The 20,664-nt window shown below is 61.3% G+C and carries 17 protein-coding genes; 2 read left to right on the top strand and 15 right to left on the bottom strand.

The features are described from left to right. Positions 1–146 precede the first annotated feature (146 nt). Complete coding sequence (locus tag NIBR502773_RS09140) at positions 147–530, top strand: MerR family transcriptional regulator (RefSeq protein ID WP_074847541.1); 384 nt, start codon at positions 147–149, stop codon at positions 528–530. Positions 531–632: 102 nt separating this feature from the next. Here NIBR502773_RS09140 and NIBR502773_RS09135 read toward each other — a convergent pair whose 3' ends face one another. Genes NIBR502773_RS09135 through NIBR502773_RS09085 form a run of 11 tightly spaced genes read right to left on the bottom strand, consistent with a single transcriptional unit; the run spans position 633 to position 15,291 of the window. Next, the gene (locus NIBR502773_RS09135) at positions 633–3,242 is read right to left on the bottom strand and encodes an RND family transporter (protein ID WP_141155899.1); all 2,610 of its coding nucleotides are present in this window, start codon (positions 3,240–3,242) and stop codon (positions 633–635) included. Positions 3,243–3,277: 35 nt separating this feature from the next. Continuing rightward, a complete protein-coding gene (locus NIBR502773_RS09130) occupies positions 3,278–4,108 on the bottom strand; it encodes an outer membrane lipoprotein-sorting protein (RefSeq protein ID WP_115487170.1) in 831 nt (276 codons plus the stop codon). Positions 4,109–4,154: 46 nt separating this feature from the next. Further along, on the bottom strand, positions 4,155–5,438 hold the full coding sequence (locus tag NIBR502773_RS09125; RefSeq protein WP_141155898.1) for a DUF1302 family protein: 1,284 nt from the start codon (positions 5,436–5,438) through the stop codon (positions 4,155–4,157). 2 nt (positions 5,439–5,440) lie between these two features. Beyond that, positions 5,441–6,205 carry an SDR family NAD(P)-dependent oxidoreductase gene (locus NIBR502773_RS09120; RefSeq protein ID WP_115487168.1) on the bottom strand — a complete coding sequence of 255 codons (765 nt, stop codon included), beginning with the start codon at positions 6,203–6,205 and terminating at the stop codon, positions 5,441–5,443. After that, positions 6,202–6,939 (bottom strand): 3-oxoacyl-ACP reductase family protein, encoded by a 738-nt coding sequence (locus tag NIBR502773_RS09115; RefSeq protein ID WP_141155897.1) that lies wholly within the window; start codon positions 6,937–6,939, stop codon positions 6,202–6,204. Before NIBR502773_RS09115 ends, NIBR502773_RS09120 begins: the two co-directional genes overlap by 4 nt. Before the next feature lie 9 nt (positions 6,940–6,948). Beyond that, on the bottom strand, positions 6,949–9,816 hold the full coding sequence (locus NIBR502773_RS09110) for an aminotransferase class III-fold pyridoxal phosphate-dependent enzyme (RefSeq protein WP_141155896.1): 2,868 nt from the start codon (positions 9,814–9,816) through the stop codon (positions 6,949–6,951). A 42-nt stretch (positions 9,817–9,858) separates the two neighbouring features. Continuing rightward, entirely contained in the window at positions 9,859–11,076 is a 1,218-nt protein-coding gene (locus tag NIBR502773_RS09105) for a beta-ketoacyl synthase N-terminal-like domain-containing protein (RefSeq protein WP_141155895.1), read from the bottom strand. Next, on the bottom strand, positions 11,073–12,371 hold the full coding sequence (locus tag NIBR502773_RS09100; protein WP_141155894.1) for a beta-ketoacyl synthase: 1,299 nt from the start codon (positions 12,369–12,371) through the stop codon (positions 11,073–11,075). The genes NIBR502773_RS09105 and NIBR502773_RS09100 overlap by 4 nt, the downstream gene beginning before the upstream one ends. Next, on the bottom strand, positions 12,368–13,435 hold the full coding sequence (locus NIBR502773_RS09095) for a beta-ketoacyl synthase (RefSeq protein WP_227451429.1): 1,068 nt from the start codon (positions 13,433–13,435) through the stop codon (positions 12,368–12,370). The genes NIBR502773_RS09100 and NIBR502773_RS09095 overlap by 4 nt, the downstream gene beginning before the upstream one ends. A 1-nt stretch (position 13,436) precedes the next feature. Then, positions 13,437–14,711, bottom strand: coding sequence for a beta-ketoacyl-[acyl-carrier-protein] synthase family protein (locus NIBR502773_RS09090; RefSeq protein ID WP_115487164.1), 1,275 nt, complete (start codon positions 14,709–14,711; stop codon positions 13,437–13,439). A 10-nt stretch (positions 14,712–14,721) separates the two neighbouring features. After that, the gene (locus NIBR502773_RS09085; protein ID WP_115487163.1) at positions 14,722–15,291 is read right to left on the bottom strand and encodes an acyl carrier protein; all 570 of its coding nucleotides are present in this window, start codon (positions 15,289–15,291) and stop codon (positions 14,722–14,724) included. 326 nt (positions 15,292–15,617) lie between these two features. On the opposite strand from NIBR502773_RS09085, the gene nadA reads away from it, so the two are divergent. Then, positions 15,618–16,676 (top strand): quinolinate synthase NadA, encoded by a 1,059-nt coding sequence (nadA, locus tag NIBR502773_RS09080; RefSeq protein WP_027605549.1) that lies wholly within the window; start codon positions 15,618–15,620, stop codon positions 16,674–16,676. Between the two features lie 128 nt (positions 16,677–16,804). On the opposite strand, the gene NIBR502773_RS09075 is transcribed toward nadA, so the two are convergent. From NIBR502773_RS09075 to NIBR502773_RS09060, 4 genes are all read right to left on the bottom strand, one after another. Continuing rightward, a complete protein-coding gene (locus NIBR502773_RS09075; protein ID WP_065925902.1) occupies positions 16,805–17,293 on the bottom strand; it encodes an RDD family protein in 489 nt (162 codons plus the stop codon). A 94-nt stretch (positions 17,294–17,387) separates the two neighbouring features. Next, complete coding sequence (locus NIBR502773_RS09070; RefSeq protein ID WP_014339904.1) at positions 17,388–17,600, bottom strand: cold-shock protein; 213 nt, start codon at positions 17,598–17,600, stop codon at positions 17,388–17,390. Between the two features lie 393 nt (positions 17,601–17,993). Further along, the gene (gene gcvT / locus NIBR502773_RS09065) at positions 17,994–19,118 is read right to left on the bottom strand and encodes a glycine cleavage system aminomethyltransferase GcvT (protein ID WP_065939161.1); all 1,125 of its coding nucleotides are present in this window, start codon (positions 19,116–19,118) and stop codon (positions 17,994–17,996) included. Between the two features lie 39 nt (positions 19,119–19,157). Continuing rightward, positions 19,158–20,534 carry an L-serine ammonia-lyase gene (locus NIBR502773_RS09060; protein ID WP_141155893.1) on the bottom strand — a complete coding sequence of 459 codons (1,377 nt, stop codon included), beginning with the start codon at positions 20,532–20,534 and terminating at the stop codon, positions 19,158–19,160. Positions 20,535–20,664 lie beyond the last annotated feature (130 nt).

Genomic DNA, 20,664 nt, shown 5'->3' with positions numbered 1-20,664 from the left:
ATCGCCTTGCAGCAGGCGATGCCGGCTTTATCCCTGCCAAGTACACTGCCTTTTGCCACCTTCGGGTTTCCGACCCCGTAGACATGTGTGAAGATGCGGCGCGCCAAAGTACGCGCCTCTTCTGCGCCATAAAAAAGGACTTTTACATGTATATCGGCAAAGCTGCCCAGTTGTCGGGCACGACAGTCAAGACGATCCGCCACTATGAAGACATTGGTTTGCTGCCGCCGCCGGTGCGCGAAGGGAAGTATCGGGTCTATAGCCAGCAAAGCGTTGAGCTGCTGACGTTTATCAAATGCGCTCAGCAGTTGGGCTTCAAGCTCAAGGAAATGCAGGCGATCCTTCAGGATCACCGGGGCCAGGAGCTGCCGTGGGATTTGGCCAACCAGGCGATTGCGGATAAAAAGCTGGAACTGAAAAACCAGATCGAAGGCTTGCAAAGTATCTACGACGGCCTTGAACAGTTCGAGAGCAGCCTCAAGGACGCCCAGTATCAATGCCAGTTTGAACATCTTTCCAAAACGGCCTGAACGAACGTGCTGCATGACCTCATGAAGCGTTGTGTGCTGTTCGGAAACGCCGGCAACCCCTGGTTACTCAATGGCTATGGCCGGCGTCGTCCGTTCCAGCCTCTAGCTCAAGGCGCCCTCGCGTTCTGGGTACTCGCGTTCATCAGTCCGCTGCTCGGGCACAATGGCTGCAAAGAACCACGGAGATATCAAGGTCACTAACAGGATGGTCATGACGCCACTGGAGAAGAGGGCCAGCGCTACCAGTGTTCCCAAGTCAATGACCGGCTTGTAGGCGGAAAACAGCAGGGCAAGGAAGCCCACCGAGAAAATCACCACGTTGACCACTGTCGAACGCCCGACACTGTGCATCGCCGTCAGGATCGCCTCGTCCACGTGGATACCTTGCTGAACCAGCAGCTTGATGCGCGACAGCAGGTGTACCGCGTAATCCACCACGCCCACGACCAGGAACGTCACCAGTGTCGTGCCGATATTCAACTCGATGTCCAACAGGTACATAAAGCCATACACCGTCACCGACGTGGTCAGCAGCGTCAGCATGCCCAGAATGCCCAGCCGGACGGACTTCAGCCAGAACATCATCATCAGCGTGACTACCAGCAGCGCGAGCGAGAAGCTCAGGACCTGGCCCTGGGTGATCTCGGCCAATATGCCGGTCCATATTTTTGGCGTACCGGCATGGGTAACCTGCAGATTGGCCGGCTTGTTTACCAGCAGCCAGGCGTCCAGGCGATCGAGCATGGCCTTGTAGTCGCTGGCCACCGAAGAGGTCATGGTGTAGAGCGTCAAGGCCTTGGAGTAGTCGGCATTCAGTACGTTCTGCAAGTCTGAACCACCGCCGTTCTCGAACATCATGATGTGTTGCTCGATGAGCGAGTTACCGTCGACCTCAAAGGTTTCCGCCTGCCCCTCATCGTTGACCGATGTCACCTGCTCCAGGGCCTGTGGGACCCGCAGGTACTCAGGGTTCATATCATTGAGCACCAGGTTCATGCGCTTGACGTAAGCCGCCACCGAATAGGTGTAACTGACGTTTGGCTGAGACTTGAGAAAATGATCGAGCTTGTCGAGGAACTGCACGGTCTCGGTGGTCAACGCGCCACGCGGGGTCTTGGTGTCGAACGCAATCCAGCCGGGGGACGTGCCCGCGATCCGGGAGCGGTTGATGAACTCATCGGACACGCGCACCGGGCTGTCTTTCTTGAAGTAGGCGATGCCCGAGTCTTCGATATCGACCATGAAGGTAAACACCGTCATCAGTGCCAACAACGGCAAGCTGACCAGCAGCACCGGTTTGCGCCAGCGGATCAGGCGGGCACAAAAAGCCACCAGGTAGCGCGAGATGATCGACTCTTTGTGCACGGTTTTACGCGGCGGCTGATCTTTGCCCCAGATGGAAATCCACGCCGGAATCAACAGCAGCGAGATGATCAGGGCGGCCGTCAGCCCGATGGACATGAACACGCCGAAATTCCGGATGCTGACGATGTTGTTGGTGGTGGAGATCATAAAGGTGGCGATGGTGGTCACGGTGGTCAGCACCACCGGAACCACCATGCGGCGCATGGTCTCGCGGTTGGCCTCGCGGTACGTCTTGCCGGCATTGAGTTGCTCATAGTACTCAGCCATCACATGTATCGCGTCAGCGCAGCAGATGGTGAACAAAAATACCGGCAGCACACTGGTGAGCAGGTCGATGGGCACTTTTAACAAGGCCATCAGCCCCAGCGTCCAGATCGTGCAGAAGAGGATATTGAACAGCGGCAGGAACACACCCAGCGGCTTGCGAAAGAAAAACACCAGCATGGAAGTCACAAGCAGGAACACGATAGGAAACAGCAGCGCCAAGTCGTGATCGATGATCTCTTGTTGGGCAGCGATGAAAATCGGCGTCCCGGCAATAAACACTTCATCGGTGAATTGCGGATGTTTGCTCTGATAGTCGGCGACGATCTGGCGCACCTGCTGGTACGCCCGCAGTTGCGCCTGGGCGTCGTCCTGCTTGGTGCCCAGCTCGGCCACCACCACCGCGACTTTCTTGTCAGGGGAGACCACCCCGCCGACCATTTGCTCGTTGCCCATGATCTGCGCTTCGACGAGCTGCGGATCCATGTCCAGGCCGTGCAGGGTCTTGTGAATCCACAGTTCGCCATCGGCGCTCAGGCTGATGTTTTCCAGGTCGGCCATCGAGGCCATTTCCTGGATGGGGTTAATCCGTTCCGCCAGGAACGTCAGAAACTGCTGGTCTCGTTCTGCCCAGCCCTGGCCGCGGGCGTGATCGCGCAGGGCCTTGGCTTGGGCATAGTCGTTTTGGTTAAACCCGCCGCCGAGGATATCGCTGGCCAACAGTTGGGCGCGGCTGTCGTGTTCGTGCTGGCCGACAACACGGCGCAACTCGACTTCATCGTCGGCATTGGCCAGCATCAGCCGGCGAAGGGCCTGGGAGATTTCGAACTGCGCATTGAGCGACTGCGTGTTAAACACGCTGTGCGCATTGCTCTGGGCCACCATGACCGAGTCATAGGTGCCGGTGAACTCGTGCTGCAGGTCGATAATGGTTTTGCGCGCCGGGTGGCTTTCCTTGAGCAAGTAGGGGTTGGTGTCCGACATCAGCGAGCCGAGGGTATAGGTGAAGTAGGCCGTGATCGCCACCAGCACAAATACAATCGTGCGCGCATAGCGCTCAACGAAGTTCAGGTATCGTTCCATAGTTCAATCGGTTCCACGAAAGGCAGGCGCAGTATTCAGCGGGCGGATACGGTAAATTCAGGCAGGTCGCCGGTTTTCAGGCCGCGCTTGATTGCGGTCTGGTTGAACAGCCAATCGTCCAGTTCGACGTTGTACTGCAACTGGTTGAACCGCAGTTGGGAGCGCGTGCCGGCGATGAAGTCTTCGGTTTCGCTGAGGGTGATGCTGTCGATTTGATCGACCGTCTCGACTTTCAGCGTACGCATCTGCTTGAACATCACGCCTTTGACGTCGAAGAAATCCTGACGCATGACCAGGTTGTTTTGCTTGTCGATCCACACCTTGAGCTGGTTATAGCCAGTCTTGGCGAGAATCTGCGCAGACACCGGCGTGCGCTCGATGACGTAGCACTCGCGCCCGCCCATGGTCTCCTCGCCCACCAGTGTTTGGCGGTAGTCTTCGGCGCGGATCTTGTCCAAATCCGCGTAGGAGTAATCGCTGCCCATAAACGCGCCACGCTTATCGGTGGTCGAGATCCGACGGGTCTGTCGGCTGACCGGCAGGTACATCCACTGGCTGTCCTCGGCATTCAGTGCTTCGTGGGGGTTCTCGATGTGGAAGGCGACGTTGCGCACATCGTTGGGCGCCGAGAAGTACATGGTGAACTTGTCACTGTCCGGGTAATCCTTTTGCAGGTAGCTGAACTCCCGCACCCGGCTATTGCCTTGCTTGTCGAGCAGGATCAACGACACCTGCGACATGAAACTCTTGCCGTCATTGCGGTCACGGGCCTGACGAATGATGTCGTCGGCGTTCGGGGCGGCCAATGCCCCCATGCTGGTCAGCATCAGGAGGCTGGCGGTCAAGGCCTTGAGGGGCGGCAACATAGAATTTCCTTTTCTTGAAGAGGTTTTTATTGAGATCAGTTCGGGCTCAGAACAGGTAGCCGGCGGACACGCGCAGTTGATCGCGTTGGCGGTACTGGCCAAAAGTGCGGTCTTCCTTGCCAAAAAATACATCCACCTCCAGGCCCAACTTCAGCCAGTCCACTGGGGTGTAGGTGAAGATGCCTTGCAGCAAAGCGTCGTCTTTGGCCGGCGGTGACATGGCCAGGACCAGGCGGGACTTGAGGCGGTCACGCAGGTGATTGCCCTCGGCGGACAGGGTGAACAACGGCTGGCGTTTGTCCTGCACCATGCCCATTTGCCAGTCCAGCAACTGCTGCTCCTGCCATTGCACGGAAATCAGCCAGTTGCGCAGCAGGTAGTCGACCCCCAGCAATGACTTGACCATCGGGCTCTGGCTGCTGCCGTGGGTGCGGTAGGGGTTGGTGACGTGCCAGCGATCGAAGTAGGCCACCTCGCTGCGCACCACAAAGCTGTGGCCGGCATCGATCGCCAGGCCGGCGCCGCCCATGCTGTAACGTGGGAACTGGCGCTCCAGGAGCACGCGCTGATCGTCGGCGATGCCTTCGACCGCATACACCGGGTCCTGCTGGCGGGCGTTGAGGGCGACAAAACTGGCGTCCACCGAGCCGATCCTGCCGTTGGCGCTCATGCCATAGGAAAACCCTTTCTGCCCGCTGTAGTCCGGCTTCGAACCGATCACGAACAGGTCCGGGTCCGGGACTGCGAACAGCGGTGCGTCGAATTCGCTGCCCTGGGCCGGTGCCTGGTTTTTCAGGAAGTCGGTGATCCACAAGGCTTCCACTTCCCACTCGCCCACGGGCTGGGTCAGGCGCACCATCGGCACGGCAATGCGGCTGTCTTCAAGCAAGGCCGTGACCCCTTCGCGATAGTCGATGGGGTTGACCTGGTCCAGCACCCGCAGCTCGTCGGCGCGGCCCCAGACCACTTGCTGCCAACCTACGGTGACTTCACCGTCGCCCAGGTAATGGCCCCAGTAGAGGTGTCGCCAGTCGGCACTGAAGCGGTAGTCATCCCGTGCCTCCTGGCTGTAAGGGTTATGCCCGTCATAGCGCGCGTCGTAGCGCACCCGGCCCTTGGCCTTGTAGTAGCCGCTGTCCCAGTTGTCTTCCAGGTTGGCCTTGAAATACACCGCCTTCTGGGTGACAGGATCGTCGCCGTGCAGGCGCAAGGCACTGGCCAGTCCTACTTCCGCATCGGCATGGGCGGGCAACAGGTCTGCACCGGCCAGTCGCGGCGCCAGCGATACCAGGCCGAGCAACAGGCTGCGCGTGAACAATGCTGTGCTCATGACTACATCCCCAACCCGGCGCCGCCATCGATCATCAGGCTCTGGGCCGTGACCCCGGAGGCCTCAGGGCTGACCAGGTAACGCACCATGGCGGCGACTTCGTCGGCCTGGATAAACCGGCGCAAGGGCAGTTTTTTCTTGGCATTGCGCAGGATCTGCTCCTGGCTGATCCCGGCAATACTGGCTTGCGTCGCCAGCTCGCCCTGCAGCATCGGCGTATCGATCCAGGCTGGCAGAATCGCGTTCACGGTAATTCGGCGCGGCGCCAGGTCCAGTGCCAGTGCCTTGGTCATGCCGATAATGCCGTGCTTGGAGGCACAGTACGCGGTGTTGCGGACCTTGCCGATGCGACCCAGGATCGACGACAAGTTGATGATGCGGCCGCGATCCGCCAGCAGTGGCAGGCACAGCGAGGTGACATAAAAGGTACCGTTCAGATTGACGGAAATCACCTTGTGCCAATTGTCCAGGTCCTCTGGTTCATTCTCGTTGCAGACCCCGGCGCTGTTGACCAGTACATCGATAAAGCCGAGGCGCGCCGACAGGTCGTTGAATAACCCTTGCACGCTGGCAAGGTCGGCGATATCGACGCCATGGGTCTCGACGCTCGCGGCAAAGGTTGCGGCGCCGACCCAGTCCTGCAGCGATGCCACGTCACGGTCCACCAGGATCAGGCGGTGGCCCGGGTCGTTGGCGAAATGTTCCGCCACGGCCCGGCCGATACCGTTGGCGGCGCCGGTAATCAAAAACGTTCTGGGTGTATTCATGGCATTTTCAGCCCGCCATTGACCGACAGTACTTCGCCGGTCACATAGGTTGCGCGCTCGGCGAGGTACAGCACGGCTTCGGCAATGTCCCTCGGCACGGCGAAACGCTTGATCAACAGTCGCGACTGCACTTCCTGCTCGTGGGTTTCGAGCAAGGCGGCGGTCATGTCGGTGCTGACGATGCCCGGTGCGACCGCGTTGACGCGGATATTGCGCGGTGCCAACTCAACCGCCAGGGCGCGTGTCAGAGCCTCCACACCGCCCTTGGCGGCGGCGTAGCTGCTTTGCCCTTTGCCAGGCTTTTGCGCAGCCACTGAACTGAGGTTGATGATGCAGCCTTGACGCTGACGCATCATGCCGGGCACCACCTGCTGGCAGCAGAGCAGAGTGCCGATCAGGTTGGTCTGGATCACCTCGCAGATGGCCTCGGTGGAGAGTGTCGCCAGCAATCCATCGCGCGTGATGCCGGCGTTATTGACCAGCAGGTCGATGCGCTCGAAGCGCTGTTCAACCTGTTCGAAAAACACCTTGATGCTGTGGGCGTCGCTGATGTCGCACTGCGCCGTGAAGCATTCGCCGCCGAGTTTTTCGACTTCATCACGTACCGCCAGGGCCGCCGCTTCGTCACGCACGTAGTTGAACGCGACCTGGTAGCCGGCCTCGATCAGTGCCAGGACGACCGCTTTGCCGATGCCGCGACTGCCTCCGGTGACTACCGCTGTTTTAGAAGACATGGCCGTTCCTTAGAGTGAGTTGTGGGTCTTGAACTGCGCCAGGCCAAAGCCATGGATCGCCGCCAAGGCACGAATCTGCTGCACTTGCTCGCGGCTGATGTCGCCGTAGGAGTAATGCTGGGTGATCCCCGCCAGGCCCATCAGCACTGACTCGGCCATGCAGGCATACAACTGGCCCTGTTTCAGGTAGGCCCGCACATTCGGCGCCAACCCATCGTCGAATGGCGTCTGCACGATGCCGCCGTGCATGTACAGCACGTCGCTGCGCTGGCTGTTGATCGCTTGATCAACGTTCAACGGCACGGCGATGTCACAGATCACGCTGTGTTCGGCAAAATGCCCGGCGTCGAGAAACGGCTGCGCCGCGTTTGCCGCACACAGGACGATGCGGGCCTGCTTGAGGGCTTGCAGGTCATCGGTGACGGTAATGAACGCGTTGGCGCCAAGGCGCTCCTGCACCAGGCGCGAGACCTGCAACCCCAGTTGTGTGCTGTTGCCGTATTCGCGCAGCAGTGCACGGATACCGTCGATTTTGAGCAGGCGCTGCGCCAGCAGATCCTCGGTGGCCGTGCCCTTGATAATCGAGCGGGCTGCGTCGGCGTAAATCAGTTGAGCGGTTTTTTCCAGGCGGCGTACCGAGCCATCGCGGCCGCTGCCGATCAGGATCAAGTGGTCGACCGTGGCTGACAGCAGCGACGCATAGGTCGACGCCACGTTGCCGGCCGCGCCGACCACGGCGGCTGTCTGCGCCTGCAGCTCCAGCCCTTGCTGCTTGCAGCCTTGCTCGATGGCTTCCAGGCCCATGCCGATGGTCAAGGCGTTGCCGGAGGTCAGCGCCATGTCCGGGATTTTCAGGGCCTGGCAGTTGTTGGTCACGATGGAGGTATACATACCCAGGCCCGCGACGCGGTAGCCATCGGCGCGGGCATCCAGGATGCGATTGCCGACTTCTTTGCGAATCACGTCGAGGTCGCCGCTGATGATGTAGTCCGCCATGGCATTGGAGTCCATGCACAGCGGATACAACGTGAACTCCACGGCCATGCCCAATTGCGAGCGGATCACCACCGGGCCCACGGGGGCCGCCCGACGTTCCGGCGCAGTGCGTTGCATGAACACACGTTTTTGCTCGGTGCTCAATTGGCCCAGGGAAGGGTCGACGTCACCGAGGATGTCGGCATCGATCAAGTGATTGATAAAGGCCACGCGGGCGACGATGGGGGTGTCCTGCGGGGCATTGGCATGGGCGGTGACCTGGAAGGCGGTGTCGCGCGGCGCCACAGCCGGGATCAAGTCGTGACAAATGGTGGCGGCCAGCGGGAATGCATCCCCGCGTTGCAACAGGTCACAGACCTTCTGCAAGGCTTTGATCAACCCGTCGATCTCGGCAAAGCTGATGCAGGCGGGCGGCTCCAGGCGGATCACATTGGAGTTGCTGCCCGACGGCGCCACGCGCAGGGCTTCGAATTGCAGCAGGTAGCCGGCAATCAGGTAACCCAAGGCATCGTTGTATTGGGCCGATGCCTGTACCAGCGAGCTGTTGGTGCTCTGGTCGTGCAGTTCAATGCCGAGCAACAGCCCGCGACCTCGCACGTCGGCGATTACCCCGGGGTAGGCCGCCTTCAACTCAAGCAGCGAGGCCTTGAGGTATTCGCCCTTGGTGTGCACATCCTTGAGCATCGCCTGGTCATCGGCGAACAGACGATTGAGCGCCGCCAGTGCGATATGGCAGGAGGCGTCGTCTTCGGCGAAGGTCGAGCTGTGGATATAGCTGAAGTCTTTCTCATAGTGGCTGCTGCGAATCACGGTGGCCGCAATCTTCATCAAGCCACCCCCCAGAGCCTTGGACAGGCAGTAGTAGTCGCCTTGCAGATTGAAATGACTGCTGGCCAGGAAGGTGCCGGTACGACCGAAACCGGATTGCACCTCGTCGATGATCAGCGGGCACTGCTGCTCATTGCACAGGCGGCGCAGGGCTTTATAAAAATCGGCCGCGAACTCGATGATGCCGCCTTCGCCCTGGATAGGCTCCATCAATACGGCGGTGATTGCGCTGAACGCATCACGCTTGACCAGCAGTTGATCACCGCACCATTGCACGTTCAGCCAATGGCGGGTGTGGCGCGCCGGCAGCTCCTGGAGTTGATGGGGTTGCTGGGGGTCAATGAACTCCACGTTCAGGCCGAAGCGCGCGAATGGCTGGCGATACTGTCGGCCGTAAGTCAGTTGCACCGTGTTGACCAACTTGCCGTGAAAACTGCCGCGCAACGCGATGAACACCGGCTCGACGTGCAGCTCGGCGAGGTTGTGCTGACGCACTGCCTCAACCACCTGACGCACCGTGGCCGTGGTCAGGTGGGCAGGCAGCAGGCCTGCCGGCAAGTCGAGGTCAGCCACATCCACTTCGCGGTAGGCGCGGTCGCTGGAGGTCAGTTGGGCCAGGGTAAAGTCCAGTTCGTCGAACTGGCGCTGCAGGTTTTTCTGGCGGCGAAACTCGGCGTGCTTGACCGCAATTTCTACTGCTTCGGCACCGCTGTTGGAAAAGGTCGAGATGTACGCTTCGTTGTTCTTCAATTCACGATTGAAGGCTTCGCTCAACGCGCGGCCCAACGTACCGGCCGTGGCGCGGACCGACATCTGGGCGTTAAAGGGCACGTCATTGCGCAGCAGTGTGCAGAGCTGTTCGACAAACTGCGGGTCGTTATGGCCAAACAAGGCCGCGCCGTAGCCCCCGAGGAAATCGGTGACGGTCACCTCGTCACCCTGGCGGTTGCGGTAGAACAATTTGCTGCCCAGTGCCCGTTTGAACTCACACTCAAGCCCCAGGGCCTGAAGCAGGTCGACAAACTTGGGGCGAACAAAATCACGGTAATCCATCACAGCCATGTCCTTTAAAAGAGGGAGGGGGGTACACACACGTCAGGCGCTGTCAGCCTGTTCGCTGTACTTCAATTGGTAGCAAGCGCTGAAACCGTTGTCGTCGCGGTTGAGCACCACGCCATCGTCGAGCCGCGTCGAGCAGGGAGCCCCCAGCACAAACGGCAATTGCGCAGCCACGGGGTGGCTTAATCCGGCAATCGGTGGCACACGCTGGGCGAGCAGGGCGCAGCGGGCCAGGATCAGGTCCGCCAGGCTGGGAGCCGCACTCAGCAGGCCGGTCAGCGGTACGCCACTGGTGATGTGGGCGGCGCCGGTTCGGGCCAGTGTGTGGCTCAACTGTCGGTCTTTGTCGGGCGTGCCGGTGCCGCTGCACACCAGCACGTCGGCTTGCTGGTCTGGCAGGTTCAAGTGCTCGATCGCGGCGTCGGCGGTCATTGTCTGCAGGCAGACCTGGGGTTCATCGCCCAGGTCCTCGCGACGGCGCAGGACCAGGGCCGCCGCGCCTTCGCCAGCGATACCGCCGGTGCCGTGCGCATCGAAAGCGCGCAGGGTGTCCGAACCGTCGGCGCTGATCGTGCCGGCCTGCACCAGGGCGCTGAGTGCCAGCGCATCGAGTTCGCTGCCCGCACCGACGATGATCGCCACGTCAATTCGTCCGCTGTGCAACGCGGCGCACGCTTCGCGCAAGGCCGCCAGGTTGCCGGAGACCCCTTGCATGTAGGCGTTGCATTCACACTCAAGCTTGAGCGCCAGGCTGACCACGCCCAGCAGGATATTGCTCAGGCCCTTGAGCACCAGGAACGGGTCCTGTGCCCGCTCGTGCAAGATACGCCGGGCCAGGTGCCGCATGTCGGCACCTTCGCCCTGGCGGCATTCGTGGAGCAACTCGCCGTAGGACGCCAGTGACGGGTGGGTATAGCCACCCTGGCAGCAATAGAGGCCGTAGGTCAGGCCGTCGGCGCCCGGCGTCAGTTGGGCTTCGGCCAGTGCCTGTCGAACGGCGCTGACGCCCCAGATGACGGCGGGCGTGCAGTAACGTTGCAGATTTTGGGCGAGGTCCTGGCGACTGCGCTGGTGATCGTCATAGTGAATCTGCCCGAAAGCCGTGATCCGTTCACTGTGAAACTGCAAAGAGCGCAAGGGCTTGATCCCGCTGCGCGACTCACAGGCCGCCGACCAGAAGGCGTCCACGCCCCAGCCGCTGGCCAGGACACAGCCGCTGCCGGCAATGGCGATGGATGTCGGTACGCCGCTCATTGCGCGTGCCCCTGGTATTTGCCCAGCACCAGGCAGGTATTGAGCCCACCGAAGCCGAATGAATTGCTGAGCGCCACATCGACCCGGCGGTTGACGGTCTGATGGGCGCAGTAGTCCAGGTCACAGTCGTCGGCGGCACTGTGCAGGTTGAGGGTCGGGGTGATCCTGTCCTGTTGGCAGGCCAGTGCGGTGATGATGAACTCGGGGGCGCCGGCAGCCGCGATCAAGTGGCCGAATTGGGATTTATTGGCGCTGATCGCCAGCCGTCGATAGTGCTCGCCCTGAGCGAACACCGACTTGATCGCCAGGGTTTCGGCGGCATCGTTGAGCGGGGTGGAGGTGCCGTGGGCGTTGATCAGGTCCACCTGTTGAGGGCGGATGCCGGCGTCGTGCAAGGCGGTCTGCATCGCCAGGGCGGCGCCTCGCCCTTGCGGGTCGGGCGCGGTGACCTTGTAGCCGTCCAGGCTGCTGCCGAAACCCAGCACTTCGGCATAGGGCACGGCGCCACGGGCAAGTGCCCGCTCGAGGGTTTCGAGCACCACAAAGCCTGCGCCCTCACCGGCAACCAGGCCGCTGCGATGGCGATCGAACGGGCGGCAAAGCCCGGTGCCCCAGCGTTGCTCGCTGCTCGCCGCGCCCAATAGGTAAAGCGCGGTCATGGTGTCCAGGCTCAGCACCGAATCGGCGCCGCCAGCGATAGCGACGTCGACTTCTCCCCGGCGGATCATCTGGAATGCGTTACCGATGGCCTGGGACGCCCCGGCACAGGCGCTGCTGATGTTGATCACCGGGCCTTCGCAACCGATGTCGTCGGCGATCACCCGGGCCAGGCGGTCGTTGCTTTGGCACAACGAGTGGGCAGCATCGACCTGCTCAGCCTTGGCCATCAAGTAGCGCCAGGCCGGAGAGGCATTCGGCTCATCGGCGACGGTCAGCAGCATGTCCTGGATCTTGTGCGCCGGTGCGCCGGAGGCACACAGCACGGCGGCATCCCGCAACTGCGCGGGGCTCAGGCCGCTGTCGCTGATGGCTTGGCTGGCCGCCACCCAACCCAACTGGCTGCGTTTTTCCAGGGGCGTTTGCCAGGCGCGGTGGCCTTGCAGGTAGTCCGGCAGTTGGCGGGTGTCCACCGGCGCCGCGTAGCGCACCGGGAAGGTGCCGTCGGCCACGCCGTCGGGTTGCCAGGGGCGGATGCAGTGCTCACCGAGCAGCATCTGCGCCCACATGGTTTGCCATTCGAAACCGAAACCGGTCACGGCCCCGAGGCCAGTGATCACAATCCTTGGTGGGCTCATGCCTGTTTCTCCATGGCGTCATTGACCAGTAATACGGCGCCCCAATGGCCCGTACGGCTGTGATTGAGCAGCAGCGTGTAGCCATCGTGCAGATCGTGAAGGGCCAGGGCAATTTCAGTCAGCAGGGCGCTGGCCCCCAGGTTGCCGGTCATGGGCTGGCAGCTGTGGAGAATCGCCTGGGTGTCTGTGAGTAGACGCGCCAGGGATGGCGTGTCGGGCGCGGCGACAATATGGGCTACGTCGCGCAAACCCAGTTTTTCTCTGCTTAATGTCTGTTGGATGACCTTGCTCGCCACGGCGTGGGCACGTTCGGGCGTGGCGCTGTAGCCACGGGCGAAGCCGGCGATGCGCAGGGCGCGTGCACCGTTTGCAGGAGGGCAGGCGCTCAGCAACAGCGCTGCGGCGCCTTCGCCGTAAACGTCCGGGGTCGGGAGAGGAGGGCGTTCGGTGGTGTCGCGCAGGTACAGGGCCGGCGAGAGATTCGGGCTACTGCTGACCACGACCCCTGCATCGGCACGCCCTTCGGCGATATGTTCGACGGCCTCGATCAGCGCGTCGACCCCTGCATTACTCTGTGAGCAGAAACCGCCCATTGGACCATGGCAGTGCAACGCTTCGGCGACATAGGCCATGACACTGCTGTTGAGCATCATCAATGCATGCAGCGGCGGGGTATAGGCAAACAGTTGCGCGAGCAGCGCATCCGGTTGCTCGGCGATGGCCTGCACGGCCTCCCAGCAGGAACTGGGGCCGTCCACTTCCGGGATGGCAGCCATCAGCGCCACCCGCTCGCCAGGCAGCTGCAAGTCCTTCAACGGGCCGGCAATCTGCCCGGCGCAGTACAGCAGCCGGGCGCCCTGAGGTTCGACACTGCGTTGAATCTTGCGGTCGAACACCGTGGTCGGCAAGCGCGGTACGCTCACGGGGTACGCCAGCTGGTCCGGGGCAAAATCCAGCGGTTGTGCTGCCTGCACCGGGCCGTGCAAGTCGGCGCACTCGGTGCCGGCGTGGTTGAACACCGAAGCGGCGATCAGGTAGACGGGTTTTGCTTGAAGGCTGTTCATCTCATGCTTTTCCCAAAACCAGCGAACTGTTGACGCCACCGAAACCGAACGAATTGGACAGCACCACATCGATGGGCTGACGCTGCGTTTCGGTCAGGAAATTCAACTCAGGGAACTCGGCGTTTGCCGGGTCGTAGTTAAGGGTGGGTAGCAGCACGCCCTGTTGCAGGCTCATCAGTGACAGCACCGCCTCGATCGCGCCGCTGGCCGCCAGGGAGTGGCCGATCGCCGATTTGTTGGCTGTGAAGGTCATCGTGCTTACGCCGGTGCCGAATACCTGCGCAATCGCCAGGGCTTCACTGCGATCATTAGCCTGGGTCGACGTGCCATGGGTATTGACGTGATCGACCGCGTCGCAGCCCAGGCCTGCATGGGCGAGTGCTGCCTTCATGCAATGGGCGTAATGGCTGCCGTCGCGGCTGCTGGAGGTGATCTTCTGCGCTTCGCAATAGTTGGCGTAACCCAGGACGCGACCGATTGGCGTGGCCTTGCGGCGCTCGGCATGTTCCCTGGACTCCAGCACGATCATCGCCGCGCCCTCGCTGAGGACGAACCCGCAACGGTCGTTCATGAACGGGCGGCTCTGTTGTTCGGGCGCGAGGTCGGCACGTTGGCAAATGGCGCCCAGGCCGTCGAAGCTGTAATACGACAGTTCATGGGCCATCAGCTCGACGGCGCCACATAGGGCCAGGTCGATGTCACCGCGCTCGATGGCGCGAAACGCGGCGCCGATTGCCATGGTGCCGGCCGCGCAGGCATCGGAGTGGGTGCTGATATGGTCGCGAATGCCGAGCAGGCGGGCGATGTGCACCGTCTGCTGGTCGATCCGACGAGCGAATGGGCCGCCCACCAGGGTGTGGTTGTCCAGGTAGCGATCCAGGTCGACGCTGCCGACGTCGTCCATATAGCGGCTGGCCTCTTGCAGGTCACGGCTCACACAATGCTTGTTGGCGCCGAGGAACACGCCGCTGGGCACGCGGGCGAAGTCGTCGCGACCCAGGCCTGCCTGCTGGAGCGCCTGCCTGGCCACGAATTCGGCGAGCAGGCTCTGGCGCGGCAGGGGTGCGTCACCCATCGCCACTTGTGCACTGATGGTTTGCCATTGAACGGGGTCGATGTAACCCGCGGCGCTCGCCGCAAAACCCAACTCGGCAAACACCGGGTGTTGGCGAATGCACGAACGCTTTGCGCCGATCTGCGCAAACAGCGTTGCAGCGTCCAGTGCCGTGGGCGCTACCAACCCATAGCCCGTGACTAAAACCTCTCGCGGCCCCATGAAGAAACTCCTAGACCGCTTCCGGCAAGCGCGACGCGGCAAACTGCTCAACCAGATGGCGAGAAATGTCGTCGCCCTCCATCGGCGTCAAGCGCGCGCTGCAACCGCCGCACACCACCTGGCGACGCTCATTCAGACGCGCCTGGTCGGCATTGCATTCAGGGCAGGTCGCGGGGAGGTGGTCGAACATCCGGTAGCACTGCACGGCCCAGTTACGCACCGTGGTGGCCGCGAACACGTCCGCCGGCTGCATGCCGGCGCGCAGTTGCCCGGGTGCAAATGCGCTCAGGCTCTGCTCCAGGAGCGCTACCCCAGCGTGGGTGATACGGCCTTTTTCGACCAGTTCGCTGACGTCGCCAAACACCGCTACCGCATGGTCCAGCACGCTGGTTTTAGGCAGCGTGCAGCCATAGTTACGGCCAAGCTGAAAACTCAGGTCGACGATATCCAGGGAGTCGGCATTCAGATCCTCCACGATGCTGCTGTGCTCATCGACCTCTGCGAGGTCCATCACCAATAGCTGCGCGAGGATTTCGCGGGTGGTGGTAATGACGCTGTCCAAGTCCAGTGGATTATTCATCGGCTATTTCCCTATAACGCGTAAATGGGGGGGCAAGCAGTGGCCCTGACGGCTATTTGCTTGAGGTGATTTCTGAAGGCGGGGGAGCGTAAACCCTCCCCCGAGGGGGAGAGTCAATGTGCCATTACCGTTTTTTTTTGCCCGACAGGCGCACGCGTCAAAGCCAGATTAGGCTTTTGAAACCATTGGATATTCTGTAGCCTTGCGCAGCTTCACCTTTACCCGTGCTTGATGAACACAATCACTTCGTCCGGCGGCGCCCGAAGGGCTCCAGAGCCGGTGGTACACTCGACTTTCGCGCTACTGCGCCTGCAGGTCTTGCGAACATGACGCACATTTCCGAACGCCTACTGGTTCAAGCCCACCTCGACGCCAAGCAGCCCAAGGCCCTCAGCGCCGAGGAAGAGGCGAGCCTGCGTGCCGCCATTGCTGCCGAGCTCAAGGCTCAGGACGCGGTGCTGGTTGCCCACTTCTACTGCGATCCGGTGATCCAGGCCCTGGCCGAAGAAACCGGCGGCTGTGTCTCCGACTCCCTGGAAATGGCCCGCTTCGGCGCAGCCCACCCGGCCAAGACCGTACTGGTCGCCGGTGTACGTTTCATGGGCGAGACCGCCAAAATCCTCACCCCCGAAAAACGCATCCTCATGCCGACCCTGGAAGCCACGTGCTCCCTAGACCTGGGGTGTCCGGTGGATGAGTTTTCGGCTTTCTGCGACCAGCATCCCGAGCGCACCGTGGTGGTGTATGCCAACACTTCGGCGGCGGTCAAGGCCCGGGCCGATTGGGTGGTAACCTCCAGCTGCGCGCTGGAAATCGTCGAAAGCCTGATGGACAACGGCGAGACCATCATCTGGGGCCCGGACAAGCACCTGGGTACCTACATCCAGCGCCAGACCGGTGCCGACATGCTGCTGTGGGACGGTGCGTGCATCGTCCACGAGGAGTTCAAGTCCAAGCAGTTGGAAGACATGAAGGCGCTGTACCCGGACGCAGCGATCCTGGTGCACCCGGAATCGCCGACCTCGGTGATCGAACTGGCCGACGCGGTGGGCTCCACCAGCCAATTGATTGCGGCGGCACAGCGGTTGCCGAACAAGACCTTCATCGTGGCGACCGACCGCGGCATCTTCTACAAGATGCAGCAGCTGTGCCCGGACAAGGTCTTCGTCGAAGCGCCCACGGCCGGTAACGGTGCCGCGTGCCGCAGTTGCGCGCACTGCCCGTGGATGGCGATGAATACGCTGGAGCGCACGCTGCAGTGCCTGCGTGAGGGCAGTAACGAGATCTTCGTCGAGCCGTCGGTGATTCCTCACGCCGTGCGACCGCTCAAGCGCATGCTGGATTTCACCCAGGCTGCGCGCCTGAAGCTGGCGGGTAACGCCTGAATCGAGGCGAGCTCGGTTGAAAATGTGGGAGGGGGCAAGCCCCAATGCCAGTCAGTTAAGGTCGAACACCGTACCTGTGGCGAGGGAGCTTGCCCCCTTCCACATTTTGATTGCGTTCAGGCAGCGGGTTATTTCTTTTGCTTCGGGATGCGCACCAACTGCGTATCCGAGTAGATGTCATGCCAGCTGCGTTTGTGCTTGTCGAACAACGACCAGACAAACCCCAGCCCCACGCATAACCACGACGCAATCGACACCACAAAGCGCAACAGCGCCTGCCACAGGCTGATCCGCGAGCCGTCGGCGTTTTGCACGCGCACGCCCCAGACCTGCATGCCCAGGGTTTGCCCGGAATGGGTCCAGAACTTGGCAAAGAAACCAAACAGCACAAAGAACAGAATCGTCGACAGCAGCGGGTCACCGTCCAGTGCGCCGGATTCGGTGAGGGTGCGCATCCTGGCTTCGCCCACGAATGCGATCCACACCAGCTTGTAGATAAACGCGGTGACGATCAGCAGCGCGGTGCACAACAGGAAGTCATAGAACATCGCTGCCAGGCGACGGCCCAGGCCAACGGCGGGGAACTCGCCTTGGGGACTCAGCAAGGGTTTGGACATGGCAGGGCTCTCAGAGGAAAAAAATCATTTTACGGAATAGCGCCCATAAAAAAGCCCCTGATGTCATGTCAGGGGCTTTTTGTCGCAGGAAGGATCAGCCTTCTGCTTGTACTTCGTCAGCCTGCATGCCTTTCTGGCCTTGAACTGCAACGAAGGTGACCTTCTGGCCTTCCTTCAGGCTTTTGAAGCCGTTGCCTTGAATAGCGCGGAAATGCACGAACAGATCCGGACCGCTTTCTGGAGTGATAAAACCAAACCCTTTCTCGTCGTTAAACCACTTGACGGTACCGCTCTGACGATCAGCCATTTTCTTATTTCCTTGACGCTAAAAATTAATGACAGCCCCTTTCACATGAAAGAGTACTGGGCTGGGTTGCAGGAAAGTAAGAGACGTCGAACGGGTTGTAGCACAACTACTTCAGCTACTGCCCAGGTCCAGGTTCCAAGCGACCCATGCAAACACAGTGGGCAAACTCTACGCCAACTAATGGAGAAAAAACAAGCCCTGGCAAAAGCCCGGGTTTTGCTCGGTCGCATGACATTTCGTTGAATAATGTGAAACCGACTTATTCGATAGAATGGGTCACTTGTTATAGGTTAATTCTTATAATAATGCCTATCGTTGCTGCACTGTTTTATGGCGGTTGCGTTACAGATTAGTGCACGTTAACGCAACCGCGTTACTTATAGGAACAGTCAATCAGCCACGATAGTAACGTTGCGGCACAAATGGCATTTTGCTTACACGAAGTGGCACTTTTTTCCCACGCACCAACGCAGAGACTTCGGTGTCCAGTGCGGTGAATGCGCTGTCCAGGTAACCCATGGCCAGTGGGCCACCCAGGCTCGGGCCAAAACCACCGCTGCACACGCTGCCGATCACGCTGCCGTGTGCATCGACGATCTCTGCGCCTTCACGCACAGGCGTGCGCTCCTGGGGCAGCAGGCCTACGCGCTTGCGGCTTACACCGGTTTGCTGCTGGGTGAAGATGCGATCGGCTCCCGGGAAGCCACCGGCACGCGCACCGTCGGTGCGTCGGGCCTTGGAGATTGCCCACAGGAGGCTGGCTTCGATCGGTGTGGTCTCGGTGTTCATGTCGTGGCCGTACAGGCACAGGCCGGCTTCCAGGCGCAGCGAGTCACGGGCGCCCAGGCCGATGGCCTGCACTTCGTCCTCGGCCAGCAGGCTGCGCGCCAGGCTTTCGGCGCTGGCGGCAGGCACGGAGATTTCAAAACCGTCTTCACCGGTGTAGCCCGAGCGGCTGACGTAGCAATCCACGCCCAGCAGGCGCACCGGCGCGAATTGCATGAAGGTCATCCGGGTGACTTCCGGTGCCAGGCGCGCCAATACCTTCACTGCGGCCGGACCTTGCAGGGCCAGCAGCGCGCGTTCTTCGAACAGCGGCTCGATGCGGCACTGCTCGCCGATATGCTGGCGCAGGTGCGCCAGGTCCTGGTCCTTGCAGGCCGCGTTGACTACCAGGAACAGTTCGTCGTTACCCAGGTTCGCCACCATCAGGTCGTCGAGGATGCCGCCCTGGCCGTTGGTGAACATAGCGTAGCGCTGCATGCCGACCGGCAGGTCGATGATGTCGACCGGTACCAGGGTTTCCAGGGCCTTGGCGGCATTGGCGCCGGTCAGGCGGATCTGGCCCATGTGGGACACGTCGAACAACCCGGCCTGTTCACGGGTGTGCAGGTGCTCCTTCATCACGCCCAGTGGGTATTGCACCGGCATGTCGTAGCCGGCGAAGGGCACCATGCGTGCACCCAGCTCGAGGTGCAGGGCGTGCAATGGGGTTTTCAACAGGGTTTCGGTGGACATGTTCAGCTCCTGAAAAACGTGCCGGCGCGCCTTTAGGCGTCAGCACTCGATAATGTTGACCGCCAAACCGCCACGGGCGGTTTCCTTGTATTTGCTTTTCATGTCGGCGCCGGTCTGGCGCATGGTGCGGATGACCTTGTCCAGCGAGACGAAGTGTTGCCCGTCGCCACGCAAGGCCATGCGCACCGCATTGATGGCCTTCACCGAGCCCATGGCATTGCGCTCGATGCAGGGCACCTGCACCAGGCCGCCAATCGGGTCGCAGGTCAGGCCGAGGTTGTGTTCCATGCCGATTTCGGCGGCGTTTTCCACCTGGGAAACCGTACCGCCCAATACTTCGCACAACGCGCCGGCGGCCATGGAACAGGCCACGCCGACTTCACCCTGGCAACCGACTTCGGCACCGGAGATGGAGGCGTTTTCCTTGTAGAGAATGCCGATGGCGGCGGCGGTGAGCAGGAAGCGCACCACGCCGTCTTCATTCGCGCCGGGAATAAAGCGCATGTAGTAATGCAGCACCGCCGGCACAATCCCGGCCGCGCCGTTTGTGGGCGCCGTGACCACGCGCCCGCCGTTGGCGTTTTCTTCGTTGACGGCCAGGGCGTACAGGTTGACCCAGTCCAGCACCGACAACGGGTCGCGCAGGGCCGACTCCGGGTTCTTGCACAACTGGCGATGCAAGGCGGCGGCGCGACGCTTGACCTTCAAGCCGCCGGGCAAGATGCCTTCGTTGTGGCAGCCGGCCTCTACGCAGTCCTGCATCACCTGCCAGATCTTCAACAGGCCGGCACGGGTTTCCGCTTCCGGGCGCCAGGCACTTTCATTGGTCAGCATCACCTGGCTGATGGACAGCCCGTAGGTGGTGCAATGGCCGAGCAAGTCCTTGGCATGTTTGAACGGGAACGTCAGTGGGGTGGCGTCTTCGACGATCCGGTCGGCGCCGGCGGCATCTTCATCCACCACAAAACCGCCGCCCACCGAGTAGTACTCGCGGCTGCGGATCTGGATACCCGCCGCATCAAAGGCACGAAAAATCATGCCGTTGGGGTGGTAGGCCAGGGGTTTGCGAATCATCGCCAGGTGTTCTTTCTCGTTGAACGCAATGCTGTGTTCGCCGAGCAGGTTCAAGCGACCGTCGCCGCGCATCTGCGCCAGGCGTGCGGCCACGGTTTGGGTGTTCACGGTGTCCGGGTGTTCGCCTTCCAGGCCCAGCAGCACGGCCTTGTCGCTACCGTGGCCTTTGCCGGTGGCGCCGAGGGAGCCATAGAGTTCCACCTTGATGCCGGTGGTGGCGCTCAGCAGATTGTCACGCTTGAGGCCTTCGACGAATCGAGCGGCCGCGCGCATGGGGCCGACGGTGTGGGAACTGGAGGGGCCGATGCCAATCTTGAACAGGTCGAACACGCTTAAGGACATGAGTTGTTCTCCGGTTTCTTGTTATGTATTGGGTGTACTCGGTCAATGTGGGAGGGGCGGTGCGACGATTCGACTTGCCCCCGATAGCGGTGGGTCAGTAGAAAGTTCTGGTGACTGACACACCGCTATC

Source organism: Pseudomonas sp. NIBRBAC000502773 (genome assembly GCF_006517195.1).
Lineage (GTDB): Bacteria > Pseudomonadota > Gammaproteobacteria > Pseudomonadales > Pseudomonadaceae > Aquipseudomonas > Aquipseudomonas marginalis.
Note: the sequence above shows the minus strand (reverse complement) of the source record. Positions and strands in the feature narration are given on the sequence as shown.

Excerpts from the sequence above, each read along its gene's own strand:
- NIBR502773_RS09120 (WP_115487168.1), bottom strand. The coding sequence starts at position 6,205 with ATGAATACACCCAGAACGTTTTTGATTACCGGCGCCGCCAACGGTATC.
- NIBR502773_RS09105 (WP_141155895.1), bottom strand. The coding sequence starts at position 11,076 with ATGAGCGGCGTACCGACATCCATCGCCATTGCCGGCAGCGGCTGTGTC.
- NIBR502773_RS09140 (WP_074847541.1), top strand. The coding sequence starts at position 147 with ATGTATATCGGCAAAGCTGCCCAGTTGTCGGGCACGACAGTCAAGACG.
- NIBR502773_RS09095 (WP_227451429.1), bottom strand. The coding sequence starts at position 13,435 with ATGAACAGCCTTCAAGCAAAACCCGTCTACCTGATCGCCGCTTCGGTG.
- NIBR502773_RS09100 (WP_141155894.1), bottom strand. The coding sequence starts at position 12,371 with ATGAGCCCACCAAGGATTGTGATCACTGGCCTCGGGGCCGTGACCGGT.
- NIBR502773_RS09135 (WP_141155899.1), bottom strand. The coding sequence starts at position 3,242 with ATGGAACGATACCTGAACTTCGTTGAGCGCTATGCGCGCACGATTGTA.
- NIBR502773_RS09060 (WP_141155893.1), bottom strand. The coding sequence starts at position 20,534 with ATGTCCTTAAGCGTGTTCGACCTGTTCAAGATTGGCATCGGCCCCTCC.
- NIBR502773_RS09115 (WP_141155897.1), bottom strand. The coding sequence starts at position 6,939 with ATGTCTTCTAAAACAGCGGTAGTCACCGGAGGCAGTCGCGGCATCGGC.
- NIBR502773_RS09110 (WP_141155896.1), bottom strand. The coding sequence starts at position 9,816 with ATGGATTACCGTGATTTTGTTCGCCCCAAGTTTGTCGACCTGCTTCAG.
- NIBR502773_RS09130 (WP_115487170.1), bottom strand. The coding sequence starts at position 4,108 with ATGTTGCCGCCCCTCAAGGCCTTGACCGCCAGCCTCCTGATGCTGACC.
- NIBR502773_RS09090 (WP_115487164.1), bottom strand. The coding sequence starts at position 14,711 with ATGGGGCCGCGAGAGGTTTTAGTCACGGGCTATGGGTTGGTAGCGCCC.
- NIBR502773_RS09085 (WP_115487163.1), bottom strand. The coding sequence starts at position 15,291 with ATGAATAATCCACTGGACTTGGACAGCGTCATTACCACCACCCGCGAA.
- NIBR502773_RS09075 (WP_065925902.1), bottom strand. The coding sequence starts at position 17,293 with ATGTCCAAACCCTTGCTGAGTCCCCAAGGCGAGTTCCCCGCCGTTGGC.
- gcvT (WP_065939161.1), bottom strand. The coding sequence starts at position 19,118 with ATGTCCACCGAAACCCTGTTGAAAACCCCATTGCACGCCCTGCACCTC.
- NIBR502773_RS09070 (WP_014339904.1), bottom strand. The coding sequence starts at position 17,600 with ATGGCTGATCGTCAGAGCGGTACCGTCAAGTGGTTTAACGACGAGAAA.
- nadA (WP_027605549.1), top strand. The coding sequence starts at position 15,618 with ATGACGCACATTTCCGAACGCCTACTGGTTCAAGCCCACCTCGACGCC.
- NIBR502773_RS09125 (WP_141155898.1), bottom strand. The coding sequence starts at position 5,438 with ATGAGCACAGCATTGTTCACGCGCAGCCTGTTGCTCGGCCTGGTATCG.